The organism is Streptomyces sp. NPDC057616, assembly GCF_042800575.1.
Taxonomy (GTDB): Bacteria; Actinomycetota; Actinomycetes; order Streptomycetales; family Streptomycetaceae; genus Streptomyces.
The window spans coordinates 148,119-161,520 of record NZ_JBHVGU010000009.1 but is presented as its reverse complement, the minus strand read 5'-3'; the positions used below and the strand labels follow the sequence as shown (position 1 = coordinate 161,520).

The 13,402-nt window shown below is 72.2% G+C and carries 16 protein-coding genes and 1 pseudogene; 7 read left to right on the top strand and 10 right to left on the bottom strand.

Going from position 1 to position 13,402, the window contains the following annotated elements:
* The first annotated feature begins 7 nt into the window (after positions 1–7).
* From ACFU97_RS13665 to dhaL (ACFU97_RS13650), 4 genes are all read left to right on the top strand, one after another.
* Complete coding sequence (locus tag ACFU97_RS13665; protein WP_384255108.1) at positions 8–589, top strand: GAF domain-containing protein; 582 nt, start codon at positions 8–10, stop codon at positions 587–589.
* Positions 590–684: 95 nt separating this feature from the next.
* Positions 685–1,284 (top strand): TetR/AcrR family transcriptional regulator, encoded by a 600-nt coding sequence (locus ACFU97_RS13660; protein WP_384255105.1) that lies wholly within the window; start codon positions 685–687, stop codon positions 1,282–1,284.
* 183 nt (positions 1,285–1,467) lie between these two features.
* Positions 1,468–2,250 carry an IclR family transcriptional regulator gene (locus ACFU97_RS13655; RefSeq protein WP_384255103.1) on the top strand — a complete coding sequence of 261 codons (783 nt, stop codon included), beginning with the start codon at positions 1,468–1,470 and terminating at the stop codon, positions 2,248–2,250.
* Between the two features lie 386 nt (positions 2,251–2,636).
* Positions 2,637–3,263 carry a dihydroxyacetone kinase subunit DhaL gene (dhaL, locus tag ACFU97_RS13650; RefSeq protein WP_384255101.1) on the top strand — a complete coding sequence of 209 codons (627 nt, stop codon included), beginning with the start codon at positions 2,637–2,639 and terminating at the stop codon, positions 3,261–3,263.
* Between the two features lie 31 nt (positions 3,264–3,294).
* Here dhaL (ACFU97_RS13650) and ACFU97_RS13645 read toward each other — a convergent pair whose 3' ends face one another.
* The 4 genes from ACFU97_RS13645 to ACFU97_RS13630 all read right to left on the bottom strand — a co-directional run bounded on the left by ACFU97_RS13645 (position 3,295) and on the right by ACFU97_RS13630 (position 7,533).
* Positions 3,295–4,983: a putative PEP-binding protein gene (locus ACFU97_RS13645; protein WP_384255098.1), complete on the bottom strand. Its 1,689-nt coding sequence runs from the start codon at positions 4,981–4,983 to the stop codon at positions 3,295–3,297.
* The gene (gene dhaL / locus ACFU97_RS13640; RefSeq protein WP_384255096.1) at positions 4,980–5,606 is read right to left on the bottom strand and encodes a dihydroxyacetone kinase subunit DhaL; all 627 of its coding nucleotides are present in this window, start codon (positions 5,604–5,606) and stop codon (positions 4,980–4,982) included. Before dhaL (ACFU97_RS13640) ends, ACFU97_RS13645 begins: the two co-directional genes overlap by 4 nt.
* Positions 5,607–5,761: 155 nt before the next feature.
* On the bottom strand, positions 5,762–6,760 hold the full coding sequence (gene dhaK / locus ACFU97_RS13635) for a dihydroxyacetone kinase subunit DhaK (protein ID WP_384255093.1): 999 nt from the start codon (positions 6,758–6,760) through the stop codon (positions 5,762–5,764).
* Positions 6,757–7,533 (bottom strand): MIP/aquaporin family protein, encoded by a 777-nt coding sequence (locus ACFU97_RS13630; protein WP_384255091.1) that lies wholly within the window; start codon positions 7,531–7,533, stop codon positions 6,757–6,759. Before ACFU97_RS13630 ends, dhaK begins: the two co-directional genes overlap by 4 nt.
* 384 nt (positions 7,534–7,917) lie before the next feature.
* Here ACFU97_RS13630 and dhaM point away from each other — a divergent pair, with 384 nt between their 5' ends.
* Entirely contained in the window at positions 7,918–8,310 is a 393-nt protein-coding gene (dhaM, locus tag ACFU97_RS13625; RefSeq protein WP_384255088.1) for a dihydroxyacetone kinase phosphoryl donor subunit DhaM, read from the top strand.
* On the top strand, positions 8,294–8,584 hold the full coding sequence (locus tag ACFU97_RS13620) for an HPr family phosphocarrier protein (protein WP_384255086.1): 291 nt from the start codon (positions 8,294–8,296) through the stop codon (positions 8,582–8,584). The genes dhaM and ACFU97_RS13620 overlap by 17 nt, the downstream gene beginning before the upstream one ends.
* Positions 8,585–8,883: 299 nt before the next feature.
* Here ACFU97_RS13620 and ACFU97_RS13615 read toward each other — a convergent pair whose 3' ends face one another.
* Positions 8,884–9,087 carry a hypothetical protein gene (locus tag ACFU97_RS13615; protein WP_384255084.1) on the bottom strand — a complete coding sequence of 68 codons (204 nt, stop codon included), beginning with the start codon at positions 9,085–9,087 and terminating at the stop codon, positions 8,884–8,886.
* Between the two features lie 217 nt (positions 9,088–9,304).
* Between ACFU97_RS13615 and ACFU97_RS13610 the strand changes: the two genes are divergently transcribed.
* On the top strand, positions 9,305–10,465 hold the full coding sequence (locus tag ACFU97_RS13610) for a metallophosphoesterase family protein (protein WP_384255082.1): 1,161 nt from the start codon (positions 9,305–9,307) through the stop codon (positions 10,463–10,465).
* A gap of 20 nt (positions 10,466–10,485) precedes the next feature.
* Here the strand turns inward: ACFU97_RS13610 and ACFU97_RS13605 are convergent, their stop codons facing one another.
* From ACFU97_RS13605 to ACFU97_RS13585, 5 genes and pseudogenes are all read right to left on the bottom strand, one after another.
* Positions 10,486–10,827: a DUF1801 domain-containing protein gene (locus tag ACFU97_RS13605; protein WP_384255079.1), complete on the bottom strand. Its 342-nt coding sequence runs from the start codon at positions 10,825–10,827 to the stop codon at positions 10,486–10,488.
* Between the two features lie 40 nt (positions 10,828–10,867).
* Positions 10,868–11,467 carry a GPP34 family phosphoprotein gene (locus tag ACFU97_RS13600; RefSeq protein ID WP_384255077.1) on the bottom strand — a complete coding sequence of 200 codons (600 nt, stop codon included), beginning with the start codon at positions 11,465–11,467 and terminating at the stop codon, positions 10,868–10,870.
* Between the two features lie 248 nt (positions 11,468–11,715).
* On the bottom strand, positions 11,716–12,861 hold the full coding sequence (locus ACFU97_RS13595) for a YbfB/YjiJ family MFS transporter (RefSeq protein WP_384255349.1): 1,146 nt from the start codon (positions 12,859–12,861) through the stop codon (positions 11,716–11,718).
* A 62-nt stretch (positions 12,862–12,923) separates the two neighbouring features.
* A complete protein-coding gene (locus ACFU97_RS13590) occupies positions 12,924–13,097 on the bottom strand; it encodes a muconolactone Delta-isomerase family protein (protein ID WP_384255346.1) in 174 nt (57 codons plus the stop codon).
* Between the two features lie 172 nt (positions 13,098–13,269).
* Positions 13,270–13,317, bottom strand: a pseudogene (locus tag ACFU97_RS13585) (muconolactone delta-isomerase); the annotation flags it as partial.
* Positions 13,318–13,402: the final 85 nt, after the last annotated feature.

Below are 13,402 nucleotides of genomic sequence, written 5' to 3'. Positions count from 1 at the left end.
CCCGCCCATGACGTACGACCCGTCGCGCCCGGCAGGTCGTCTGCTGCTGACCCCCGAGGACAAGGAGGCCCCCGCGCGTGCTCTGCGCCTGGGCAGACTGGGTCTGGGGGAGTGCGCCGACCCGGCCCTCGACGGCTACGCGGACCGTCTCGCCGAGCTGACCGGGGCGCCGTACGCCATGGTCAACTTCATCGACGAGCACCGGCAGTTCTTCGCGGGCCTGCATCTGTCGGACGTGCCGTTCCCGGTGGTGAGGCCGGACGGGACGACGCCCGTGCTGGGCCGGGAGCTGGCTCGCGACCACGGCTTCTGCCCGCATGTGGTGGTGCGGCGCAAGGCGCTGGTCCTGGAGGACGTGTGCGACTATCCGCGGTTCGCGGGCAATCCGGTGGTCGACGAGTTCGGCATCCGCTCGTACCTGGGCGCACCGCTCATCGACAGCACCGGGATGGTGCTGGGCACCGTGTGCGTGGTCGACGTGGAACCGCGGCCGTGGGGGCGGCCCGGCCTGGAGACGATCAAGGCGTCGGCGGCGGAGCTGGTGGCGCGCTTGGAGCGGCGCGAGGCGGACGGGCTGCCGGTGCTGTGACGCGTCGGGCGTCGGGCGCCGTGTCGGCTCGATCCGGGCCGTGGGTCGGCCGGACTGGCTAGCCGACCGGTCTAGTAATCACGTACCATGAACGCGTGGGACGTACCAGTGACGCCAAGCAGAAGATCCTCGCCGCCGCCCGTTCGCTGATCGAGGCGCGTGGTTACTCCGCGCTGGGCGTGGCCGAGATCTGCACGGCGGCCGGTGTGCCCAAGGGCAGCTTCTACCACTTCTTCGAGTCCAAGGAAGTCCTCGCGCTCGCCGTCGTGGACGAGCACTGGGCGGCCCAGCAGCGCGACTGGGCGCGCGCACTGGGAGGGGACGCCGAACCGCTGGAGCGGCTGCGGCGGTTGTTCGAGGAGACGGAGGCCGCGCAGCATGCCGCGCAGGAGGCCTGCGGCACGGTCGCGGGCTGTCTGTTCGGCAATCTCACGCTGGAGTTGAGCAACCAGACCGAGTCCGTACGCGAGCGTCTTCAGGAGATCTTCGAGGCGCAGGTCGCGATGGTCGAGTCGGTCGTCGCCGAGGCGCGCGAGCGCGGTGACATCACCGTGGCGGACACGGGAGAGGCGGCGCGTGCGGTGGTGGCCCAGCTGGAGGGCCAGGTCCTGTTCGCCAAGCTCTACAACAACACCGGCCGGCTGAGCCCGCTGTGGCACAACTGCCGGACGCTGCTGGGGGCGACCGCCGCCTGAGGGTGGGCTCGCATGCCCGCCCCGGCCGCGTGCACCGGCGTCGAGCGCCGCCGATCCGCTGTACGAGAAGGCGCAGGCCTGTGGCGAGTTCGGCGCTGCGGGACGCGAGTACCATGCCGACGGGTGCACCCATGAACAGTCACATCAGATCTCAGAACGCTGTTCAGGAATACCGAATCGGAGATGTCCATGGTCCAGGCCGTCCATCGAGCAGTGCAGATCTTGCGGGAGCTCGCCTCCGGTGGGCCCCGGCTGGGTGTGACGGAACTGGCCGACCGGCTGGGCGTGGCCAAGCCCACGGTGCACGCGCTGCTGCGCACGCTGGAGATGGAGGGCCTGGTCTCGCAGGACCGGGACAGCTCGAAGTACCAGCTCGGACCGAACCTGGTGCATCTGGGCAACGCCTATCTGGACACTCAGGAGCTGCGGACAAGGTCGCTGACCTGGGCGGACGCTCTGGCCAACCGGACGAAGGAAGCCGTGTGGGTGGGAGTCCTCACGGGTGACCACGTGCTGATCGTCCACCACGCCTTCCGTCCCGAGGGGGCGGTGCAGATTCTCGAGGTGGGCGCGAACATCCCGTGGAACACCTGCGCCCTGGGCAAGGCCATCGTGGCGTCGCTGCCGGCGGAGGACCGCGACCGCCTGCTGGCCGGGGACCTGACCGTGCTCACCGGCGCCAGCATGACCGGCCGGGAGGACCTGGAGCGGCACCTGGAGGACGTCGTCAAGGTGGGGTACGCCGTCGAGGACCAGGAGTCGGCCATCGGGGACGCGGGTATCGCCTCGCCGGTGTTCGACCGCTCCGGCGAGGTGGTGGGCGCCATCGGCATCGTCGGCCCGGTCGAGCGCGTTCTGGGCGAACCGGAGCGCCGGGAACTCGCCGTCGCGGTCCGTGAGACCGCCCGCAACCTCTCCCGCGACCTGGGTGCCCCGCGCCGCGGCGCGTTCACCACCGGCATCTGAGCGTGCCCGTTCCTGGCGTGGCGGGCCCGCCACGCCGCGGTGGGCGGACGGCTGGCGCACCCCCTCTTGACAGGCGTGAAATGCGGGCTTAACTTCCGGAACCACGTTCATCGATGATGAACAGCGCCACGTTCGCAACAGGCATCGCGCGCAGGAGGTGAAGCGTCCGTGCCGGGATCGGCCCGGTGCGCACCGTCGGATGGCCGAGAACGCAGCCGGGCGTGCGCGGGGCGGATGCCGACATCCTGTCCTTGCGGGACGTGCCCGTGAACGCCTCCACCCCGCGACGGGTCTCCTGAACCGGTTCGGGGCCGGGCTGACCGTCCGCGTCCCCGGCTCCTCCCACCACCGACCCCGTATGCACCGATCATCGAACGGAGACCCCCATGGACATCGACCTCGCCCGAGCGTGGGTGCAGGCCATCACCGTCGCCGTGGGCCGGCACAAGGATCACCTCACCCAACTCGACTCGGCGATCGGTGACGCCGACCACGGGACCAACCTGGACCGCGGGTTCACCGCCGCTGCCGCCGCCGTTGCGGACCTCGCCCCGGACACGGTCGGAGCCGTCTTCATCAAGACCGGCACCACCCTCATCTCCACCATCGGGGGTGCCTCGGGGCCGCTGTACGGGAGTGCGTTCCGCGCACTGGGCAAGGCCCTGGACGTCCCTGCCGCCGATCCGCTCGCGTTCGCCGGGGCACTCGCCGCCGGTCTGGAGAGCATCCAGAAGCTGGGCGCGGCCGTCCCCGGCGACAAGACGATGATCGACGCCTACGCGCCCGCCGTGGCGGCCTTCACGGAGCAGGCCCGTCAGGGCACCGGCCTCGCCGACGCGGCGGCGGCAGCCGCCGACGCCGCCGAGGAGGGCATGCGCGCCACCACGCCCTTGCAGGCACGCAAGGGCCGCGCCTCCTACCTCGGGCCGCGCAGCGTCGGCCACCAGGACCCGGGAGCGACCTCGACGGCCCTGATCTTCCGTGCCCTGGCCGACACGGCGGCCAAAGCCTGACCGACCGCCCCACCCGCACCAGGCATCGGTGTCAGGGCAGCGACGGCATGCACGTCTGCTGCACCAGCCGCCATACCTCCTCGGGACTGTCGCGGGTGAGGGCGCCGACGGCCAGCGAGGAGCAGGCGTCGTGGCGCAGGCGGCGGATGCGGGCGCGGACTTCGTCGAGCGCGGAGGGGGCTGCGGAGAGGATGTCGACGCCGAGGCCGATGAGCAGGGGGATCACGAGGGGGTGGGCGGCGGCGTCACCGCAGACGGAGACCTGACGGCGATGGCGGTGCGCGGCGGTGACGACCTCGGCGATGGCCTGCAGGACGGCAGGGTGCGCGGCCATGGCCGGGGTGGCAGCCGGGTCGCGGCGGTCGATGCCCACGATCTGGCTGGTGAGGTCGTTGCTGCCGATCGAGAGGAAGGCCGCTTCGCGGGCGAGTTCATCAGCCGCGGCGACGGCTTCGGGCAGTTCCACCATGATGCCCAGCGGCGGTGCGCTGACGCCGAGTTCGGCGGCCGCGGCATCGAGGAGAGCACGGCAGGCGCGCAGTTCGTCGACGCTCGCGACCATGGGGATCATGATGCGCAGGTCGGTGTCGGCTCCGGCGCTGAGCAGACTGCGGAACTGGTCGGTGAAGGCGTCGGGTTGGGCGAGCATCAGCGGCAGGCCGCGGCCGAGCCGCTCGCCCTCACGTCCCTCGGCGAGGAACGGCGGGAGTTTGTCGTCGGCGAAGTCGAGGGTCCGGGCGGTGACGGTCTGCCCGGAGAGGGCGCGCATCACGGGGACGAGGGCGGCCGCGTGCTGGTTGCGGGTGGGCCAGGCGGTGTGGTTGAGGAAGGGCAGTTCGGTACGCAGTAGCCCGACCCCGTCGCCGCCGGCGGTCAGGACGGTCCGGGCCTCGGCAGGTGTGGCCACGTTGGCCCGCAGAATGATGTCGTGCTCGTCGATTGTCCGGGCCGGCAGGTCGCGTTCCTGCGCGAGCGCGAACCTTCGGCGCCGTGCCGCGTCGACGGCCTGCTGAGCGGTGGTGCGTTCGTCGTCGCCGGGATGGACGACGGCGGTGGCGTGTGCGCCGTCGAGGAGGATCTCCTGGCCGTCGGGCAACTCCAGCAGCCGCGGGTCGACGGCGAGCAGGAGAGGGATGCCCTGGGAGCGGGCGACGATCGCGGCGTGGGCGTTCGGTCCGCCGGTGACGGAGAGGGCGCCGGTCACGGTCTGACCCGGTTCCAGCAGGTCCGCGGCCCCGATCTCGTGCGCGACCAGGATCAGGGGCTGGTCGGGTGCGGGGCCGGTCTCGCCGTACAGGTGGGCCAGGACGCGGCGGCCGACCTGGCGTACGTCGGCTGCGCGGTCGGCGAGGGTCGGGTCGTCCAGGGCGGCGATGACCGAGGCGTAGGCGTCGATGGCCTGCCGCACGGCGACGGCCACCGGCCGGCCCTCGTGCGCTCGCTTGACGGCCTGCTCGCGCAGATCCGCGTCCTGCGCGATGTAGCCGTTGACCTCCATGATGTCGGCCTGTTCGTCCTTGCCCTGTTCGCGCAGCGAGGCGGACAGTTCGAGCAGGCGGGCGGCGACGGCGTCGAAGGCGTCGGTGATCTGCTGCGGGCCGTCGCCATGGGTGCGCTGCGGCAGCGTGCCGCGCGGGGTGGGGCGGTCGGTGCGGCGCAGGAAGCCCAACGCGGTGCCGGCTGCCGCGGCGTGCCCTGCGAAGGTGAGGCGGTCGCTCATCGGGCCACCGCCGTCTCGGCCAGGGCACGGAAGATCAGGGCGGTGGAGGCGGCACCGGGGTCCGGGTGGCCGACGCTGCGCGCACCGAGGTAGGAGGCGCGTCCCTTGCGAGCCTGCATCGGGGTGGTGGCACGCATGCCGTCCTCGGCGGCGTCCGCCGCGGCCAGGGCGGCCGCGGCGAGGCCGGCTCCGGCATCGGCCCGCTGCCGGAAGGCGGCCAGCGCGGGCGCGTAGGCGTCGATCATCGTCTTGTCACCCGGTGAGGCGGCGCCGAGCTTCTGGACGGCGGCCAGGCCGGCGGCGAGTGCGTGGGCGAATTCCCGGGATGTGGCCTCGGGGCTGTCCAGCGTCCTGCCCATGGCGCGGAAGGCGCCCCCGTACAGCGGGCCGGAAGCGCCGCCGACGCTGGAGATGAGGGTGGTGCCCGCCTTCACCAGCAGGGCACCGACGGTGTCCGGGGCGACGTCGTCCAGGGCCGTGGTGACGGCCGAGAAGCCGCGATGCATGTTGACGCCGTGGTCGGCGTCGCCGATGGCCGAGTCGAGCTGGGTGAGGTGGTCCTCGTGCTGTTCCACGGCGGCGCCGATGGCCTGCACCCACGTGCGGGCGAGGTCGATGTCCACGGAATGCTCCGTTCGATACGTGCGTGGCGGGGTTGTGCGGGAGATGAGCCGGGGGCGGCGGCCGCATGCGGTGGGGGTGCGGTCCGGGGAGAGCCGGCTGCGGGGAGGCTCCGGCCCCGGCCCTCGCGGGCCGGGCGGCCGGCCCCCGGCTCGGTTCAGACGCCCCAGCGCAGGGCGGGGGTGTTCACGGGCGCGTCCCACAGGGCGAGCATGTCGGCGTCGGCCTTGCACACCGTGATGGAGACGCCCGCCATGTCCAGGCTGGTGACGTAGTTGCCGACCAGGCTGCGGGCGATGGTCACGTTCTTCGCGGCGAGCACCTGCGCCACCTCGTTGAACACCACGTACAGCTCGATGAGCGGGGTGCCGCCCAGGCCGTTGACCATGACGATGGTGTCGTCCCCGGCGGCCGGCGGCTGGTCGTCGAGGATCGCGTCCAGGGCCGTGGCCACGATCTCCTTGGCGGTGCGCAGCTTCTCCCTGCGGCGACCGGGCTCGCCGTGGATGCCGACACCGACCTCCATCTCGTCCTCGGGCAGGTCGAAGCCGGGCTTGCCGGAGGCGGGCGTGGTGCAGGCGGTCAGGGCCACGGCGAAGGACCGTGAGGAGGCGTTGACCCGCTTGGCCATCTCCGCCACGGCGGCGAGGTCGGCGCCCTGCTCGGCGAGGGCACCGGCGATCTTCTCGACGAAGACGGTGGCTCCGGTGCCGCGGCGGCCGGCGGTGTAGGTGGAGTCCTGGACGGCGACGTCGTCGTCGACCAGGACGGTCTCCACGGTGATGCCTTCCTCGGCGGCGAGTTCGGCGGCCATCTGGAAGTTGAGGACGTCACCGGTGTAGTTCTTCACGATGAACACGACGCCTGCGCCGCCGTCGACGGCCTGGACCGCGGTGAGCATCTGGCCGGGGACCGGGGAGGTGAACACCTCGCCGGGGCAGGCCGCGTCGAGCATGCCCGTTCCCACGAAGCCGCCGTGCAGCGGCTCGTGCCCGGAACCACCCCCGGACAGCAGGGCCACCTTGCCCGCGCGGGTGCCGCCGGCTCGGGTGATCACCCTGTTGTCCGTGTCGACGCTCAGCCCGGGGTGGGCGGCGGCGACACCCGACAGGGCGTCGGCGAGAACCGCCTCGGGAGCGTTGATGAGCTTCTTCATGACAGGGCTCCTTCGACGGTGGCGGGCTGGGCCGCCGGCTTCTCGGCGGGGGGTGCGGCGACTGCGGTGCGCCCGGCGTTCAGGGCGACGTAGAGGAAACCGGCGGCGACGGCGCCGATGAACTCGGCGGCCAGGTAGACCGGCAGCTGGCTCCAGTGGACGGTGCCCCCGAACAGCTCTCCCGTGATCATGGGGCCGAGTGTCCTGGCGGGGTTGATGGATGCCGAGGTGGCCGGCGCCACGGGGAGGATGATCGCGAAGACGCCGAGGCCGATGGCCAGGCCCGCGAAGCCACCGGCCGAGCGCCGGTCGATGGCACCGAACACGACGAACGCGAGGAGGAACGTGCCGACCGCTTCGGCGAAGAAGGCCTGCCCGGCTCCGACACCGGTGCCGTAGGCGGCGATACCGAGGCCGACGTCGACCGCCTTCTTCCCCAGGACCCCCACGATCGCGAGCGCGCCCAGCACCGCTCCGGCCACCTGCGCCGCGATGTAGCCGGGGACGTCCCGCCAGGGCATCTTCTTCGTGGCGGCGAGCGCCAGAGTGATGGCCGGGTTGATCTGACACCCGGAGATGTGGCCGATCGAGTAGACCATCGCGATGACCGCGGTGGCGAACGCGAGCGAGATCATTCCCAGTTGAGCCATGGTGAACGGGGCATTGCCGCCGACGATGAGTGTCGCGGGTACCGAGCCGACGCCGATGAAGACCAGCACGGCGGTGCCCAGCATCTCGGCGAGAAGTTTCTGCGGGTACGTGTTCTCTTCCATAGTTGGGCGCCCATGCCACATTGCACGGGGCGCTCACCTCCTCCGCATGAGCGGGCTGTGAAGGGAGGGGGCCGCCAGGTGGTCGGGGTCGGGCAACCCGGCGGCCGGCTCAGGTGAAACCGGAAAGCCAGCGGCGTCCGGGTAACGTGTTCATCATCGATGAACGATGTTCCGAGAAATTAGGACCGGGTTTCGCGGCTGTCAAGGGGTTCCGCAGCCCTCGTGTGCCTGCGGCTGAGCCGCGGGACGCTGCAGCCTCTCGGCGATCTGCCTGCTCGAAGGGGAGATCTCGGGCGGCCTGCGGTGTGCGCGCCTGCCGAGTCGGAGTATTCTGTGCGCGTTCCGTATTGATGAACAGCATTCTGACAATTAACGTTGCTGTTCATGAACGCACCTGTTGGCATCGTCCTTGTGTCCCACAGCGCCGAGCTCGCCTCGGGCCTTCGCCTGCTGGTGGAGCAGATCGGCTCGGAGGACGTCCCCCTCGCCACCGCAGGAGGAACCGACGACGGCCGGATCGGCACCAGCTACGACCTGGTGCTCAGCGCGATCAAGGAAGCAGACCGCGGAGGCGGCGTCGTCGTGCTTCCCGACCTCGGCAGCTCGGTCCTGACCGCCCGCACCGTCCTGGAAGACCACCCTCGCCCCGACGTCACCCTCGTCGACGCGCCCTTCGTCGAAGGGGCCGTCGCCGCCGTCGTCGTAGCCGCATCCGGCGCCGACCTCGAGACCGTCGCCGACGCCGCCAAGGAGGCACGCAATGTCCACAAGCTCTGAGTTCACCGCCACGACCACGGCAGGCCACGAAATCTCCGTCGTGCTGCCCGCCAACCTGCACGCCCGCCCGGCAGGCCAACTCGCCCGCGCCACGGCCGGATTCACCAGTGCCGTACAGCTCGAACACGCCGGCCGGACCGTCAACCCGACAGGCGTGCTGGCTGTGATGGGCCTGGGCGCCACCGTCGGGAGCACCGTGACCGTACGTGCCGAAGGCCCCGACGCCGAACAGGCCGTCGCGGCATTGGCGGACATCCTCGCCACCGCCGAGTAGCCCCGCCGCTCATCGGCTCCGCGTGTGTTCGCACGGCTCCGGACAGCGGGGCGCACGGTGGCGGCCCCGGCTCGGCCTGGGGCCCATGGGGCGTCTGTTCATCCCCCGTACAGGATCAGGTGTTCCCCATTCGTGGGTCGCGTCCCCCCCCACACCTGACGAGCAAAGATCAAAAACGTGGCCGGTTTCGCACAAGTCCCCCTGGGCGTACGGCCGAAGGAGAGAAGTCAGGGAGGCGGAGGAGGAACGGGCCGTCGGCCCTCCTCCTCTGCCTACCCCCGGCTCATGCGAGATGGGTCTCACGCACAGATGTTGCCGGTGCCGTTGCAGTCGCCGCCGTCGTCGTCCCAGCCCCAGCCGTCGTGGTCGGCGGCGGAGACGGTGCGGGACTGGACCGTCGCGTGGTGCGGGGCGGAGGGCGCGGCCACCGCGTATCCGGCCGTGGCCAATCCGGTTGCGAGAGCGAGGCCGAGGGCGGCGCTGATCGCGAATGCACGAGGCATGGGTATCTCCCGTCGGGTTCGGTGTGTGTGCTTCATGTGGACCAATCTGCCTGCCCGCGCGGGAGGTTTCATTTCGGGCAGGGCCATTCGTGTGACGTCCCCTTGAACTCACCTTTCTGCGCCTGGAGTTCACGCAGCCGTCAGCGCGTGTTGGTGTCAACCGGCCCTCCGGCTGCTTAGCGTGCGGTGGCCGTTCCCACCGAAAAGGACACCGCACATGAGACGCGCCACCAAGATCTCCTCCGCAGCCCTCGGACTGGCCGTCCTCGCGGTCGCCGGCACCGCCGTCGCCGCGAACCAGGGCGGCGTCGACTGGCCGTACGCCCACCACGGCGCGGCCTCCTACACCCTGGCGGCCGTCGGTGACGTCGCCTGCGAGCCGGACGACGACGAGAACGCCGGCACCCCGGCGTCGCTCAAGTGCGGCAGTCCCACGCTGGGCGGCATGAGCGCCGAGTTCGCCACGGCGAAGCAGGCCACCGGCATGCACCCCGACGCGGTGGCCCTGCTGGGCGACGAGCAGTACCAGGTAGGCAAGTTGACCGACTTCGAGAAGTCCTTCGAGCAGGCGTGGGGCGGCCTGAGGATGCTGGAGCGTCCGGCGCCGGGCAACCACGAGTACTACCCGTACACCAAGAAGGGCGACAACGAGGCCGGGCAGAACGGCGTCGGCTACTTCGGCTACTTCAACGGCCACGACCAGTCCGGCACCCCCAACTCCCAGGGCCAGGCGGGCGACGACACCGCCGCCACGCAGGGCTGGTACTCCTACGACCTCGGCAACTGGCACATCGTCTCGCTCAACGCCGAGTGCGACTCCGACGCGTTCGGCCACGACTGCTCCACGACGGACGACGGCCTGCTCGGCCGGGAGACCCGGTGGCTCGCTCAGGATCTGGCCGCCAACAGGCGCCCGTGCACGATCGCTTACTGGCACCAGCCCACCTTCAGCGCCACCACGGCCTCGACCGCGACGGTGCCCGCGTCCGCGCCGGGCGCCGACGGCATCGAGGGCGCGGCGGCCGACGCGTGGTGGAAGCTCCTGTACCGGCACCACGCCACGCTCGTCCTCAACGGCCACCAGCACGCGTACGCCCGGCTGCGCGCGATGGACCCGGCGGGCGAGTACGACCCGGCCCACGGCATCCCGGAGTTCATCGTCGGCTCCGGCGGCGAGGCCCTCGACACCCTCGCCGGCACGCCCGGCGCCTACGACAACCCCAACGTCGTCACGGCCCAGGCCGGCGCCTTCGGCGTCATGAAGTTCACGCTCAAGCCCCACGGCTACAGCTGGGACTACAAGCCCGTGCTGCCCGGGCCCGGCTTCGACAACTCGGCGCTCAACTACGGCGACACGGGCAGCGGCACCTGCAAGTAGGGCTCTGGGCCCGGCGGTTGTCAGGCGTCCAGCGAAGCGTGCAGGAGATCGCCCAGCTCCTCGTCGGAGAGGTCCGCCGCCTCCCGCGAGCGCAGCCGGATGGTCCCCTTCCCGCTGACGAGGTCCGGGTGGCGGGCGAGGAAGCCCGCGGCCCGGTCCTTGTTCCACCCGTAGAACGAGACCCCGTGCTGCCACACCCCCACGTGCAGCTTCCGGTCCCCGACCCGGTACGTCGGCATGCCGTAGGACAGCACGACGTCCGCTTCCGTATACGTCCGCAGGATCAGCCCGTGCACCCGGTCGAACAGCGGCCGGTGCTCGGGCGCGATCCCGTCGACGTAGCTCTGCACCGCGGCGTCCATACGACTCCTTCCGGCCGGGCGTCCCTGGGGCGTGGCCGGCCTAGTAGCCGCGCCACACGTTGTCGAACGCCGCGTCCTCGATCTGCTTGCGCTGGCGCACCGCCTCCAGCTCCATCACGGAGTCGCCGACGGCGGCCAGCACGGTCGCGACGGCGTCGTCGCCGAAGTCCTGCTCGGCGGGCTCGTCGCGCAGGCCGGCGGCGGCCGCCAGGGCCGTGAGGACGGGCTCGCCCTCCGCCAGGCGTCCGGTGGCCCGGCTGCGCGCCGCCGAGTCGACGAGCTCCGTGCGCCAGGACTTCACCGGCAGCCGGCGACTGCGCGAGCGGGTCGTCAGGCCCACCCGCTCCAGGTCGTCGACGTAGGCCGCGGCCAGTCCGCGGCCCCGGCGCCACAGCCAGTCCTCGACCGACTCGTACGGCTCCCGCCGTACGAGGGCGGCGGTGGCCTCGTCCAGCAGGCGGTCGCCGGTGGGCGCCTGGGCGTTGGGCAGGATGCGGTCGCCGTCCAGGACGAGGGCCTTGGCCTCGACGAGGTCGAAGATCTCGGCTCCGGCGAGCGCGAGGGAGAGATCGCCCTGTTCCACCGGGCGGTCGGGTGCCGCGGACAGGGCGGCGATCGCAAGGTCCCGTGCGGTGTTCATGAGCGGCTCCACGTCCTTCGGCCGGGTGCGGGGCGGGCGTCGGGGTCCGGCCCTATGCGGGCCGGGCGTCCCGGGTCGATTCTCGCTGTCGTCGCGGTTCTGTGTGTCGTACTACGACCATGTGGTGCGGGAAGCCGATCCGCAGCACGGCGGCGGCCGCGGCCGCGGTGGGGAGGACGGGGGCGGTCAGGAGCAGTTTGGGACGGTGGTCCGGCGCAGTGTGAGGGCTGGGCGTCGGGGCCGCGGTGCTAGGCGGGCCGGGCGTCCGGGGTCGATTCTCGCTGTCGTCGCGGTTCTGTGTGTCGTACTACGACCATGTGGTGCGGGAAGCCGATCCGCAGCACGGCGGCGGCCCCGGCCGCGGCGAGGACCACGAGGGCCGCCAGCAGCAGCGCCTGGTGGTAGCCGTGGTGCAGCAGCGGGGCGACGGCCAGCGGGCCCAGGATCTGGCCGACCGAGTAGCCGGCGGTCAGCAGCGCCACCGAGCGGGGAAAGCGCAGATGGGCGCCGGTGGCCAGGGCGAGGGTGCTGACGCCGAGGAAGGTGGCGCCGAACAGGACCGCCGACACCAGCGCGGCGGCCGTCGTCCCGGTCAGCGCGGGCAGGGCGATGCCGGCCGCCTGGACCACCAGGGCGGCGAGCAGCAGGCCGGGCCGGGAGAACCGGCGCCCGAGCCGGGCCCACAGCGCCGAGGACGGGACGGCGGCCAGGCCCACCAGCACCCAGGCACCGCTGCCGACCCAGCCGGGGGAGCCCTGGCCGATCGCCGCGACCAGGAAGGTCCCGGCGACGATGTAGCCGACGCCCTCCAGCGTGTAGCTCACGAACAGCGCGCCGAACCAGCGATGGGTGCGGGGGCCGCTGCCGCCGCTCCGGGCCGGCCTCCCGGCGGGTGCGTCCTCCGGTCGTAGATTCCAGCAGCCGCAGGCGAGCACGGCCGCGAGGGCGGCCGCCGACCACCAGGCGGCCCGCCAGTCGGCGGCCGACCGCAGCGCCAGGACCAGCAGCCCGGACAGAGCGATCCCGGCGCCCACACCGCCGAACGCCCACCCCGGCAGGTGCGGCGGGTGCTCGCGCAGATGGTGCAGGAGCGAGCCGGCCGCGACGACGAAGACGAGCGCGCTCGCCACCCCGGCCAGCAGCCGCAGCGCGCCCCACAGCGGCACGCTGTGGGTGAGCGGCATCGCGGCGAGCGTGGCGGTCAGCACCAGCAGCGAGCCGCGCAGGACGGTGCGTGAGCGGATCAGGGCGGGGGAGAGGATGCCGGCCAGGGCGCCGACGAGATAGCCGACGTAGTTGGCGGTGGCCAGGTTCGCGCCGGCGCCGGCGGACAGGCCCGCCTGGGAGTGCATGAGGGGCAGGATCGGGGTGTAGACGAAGCGGCCGACGCCCATGCCCGCCGCGAGGGCCGCGGCGGCCTGGGCGACGTGCCGCCAGGGGGAGGGGGAGGTGGCGCTCATCGGGCGCCGTCGGCCCGGGCCGGGTCGTTGGGGTGGGACTCCAGCGGGGTGACGGTGAGGGTCATCCACGGGCGCAGCGGCAGGGTGCCGAGCACCTTCTCGTGCAACTCCTCCTCGTCGGCGGCCCGCCAGACGCCGATGCTGCGCAGTTCGCCGACCGGGCGCCACAGCCGGGCCAGATGTCCCGTCGCGGCCAGTTCCCTGGCGCGGACGGCCTCGGGGGGGGGGGGGGGGGTGGAGTTCCCCGGCTGGGCGCCACAGTCGTGCCAGCTGCCCCGTCGCGGCCGGTTCCCTGCCGCGGACGTCCTCGGTGACGCGCCGCCGGTCGACCTCCTCCTGGCTGGTGCCCTCGGGGACGGTGGTGGTGATCTCGACCAGGAACTCTCGCACGGCTCCTCCGATCTTCGGTGACGTGTCCTCATCGTGCGCCCGTCACCAGCACCGATGCCACGACCGGCTTTCTCGCTGCTGGGAG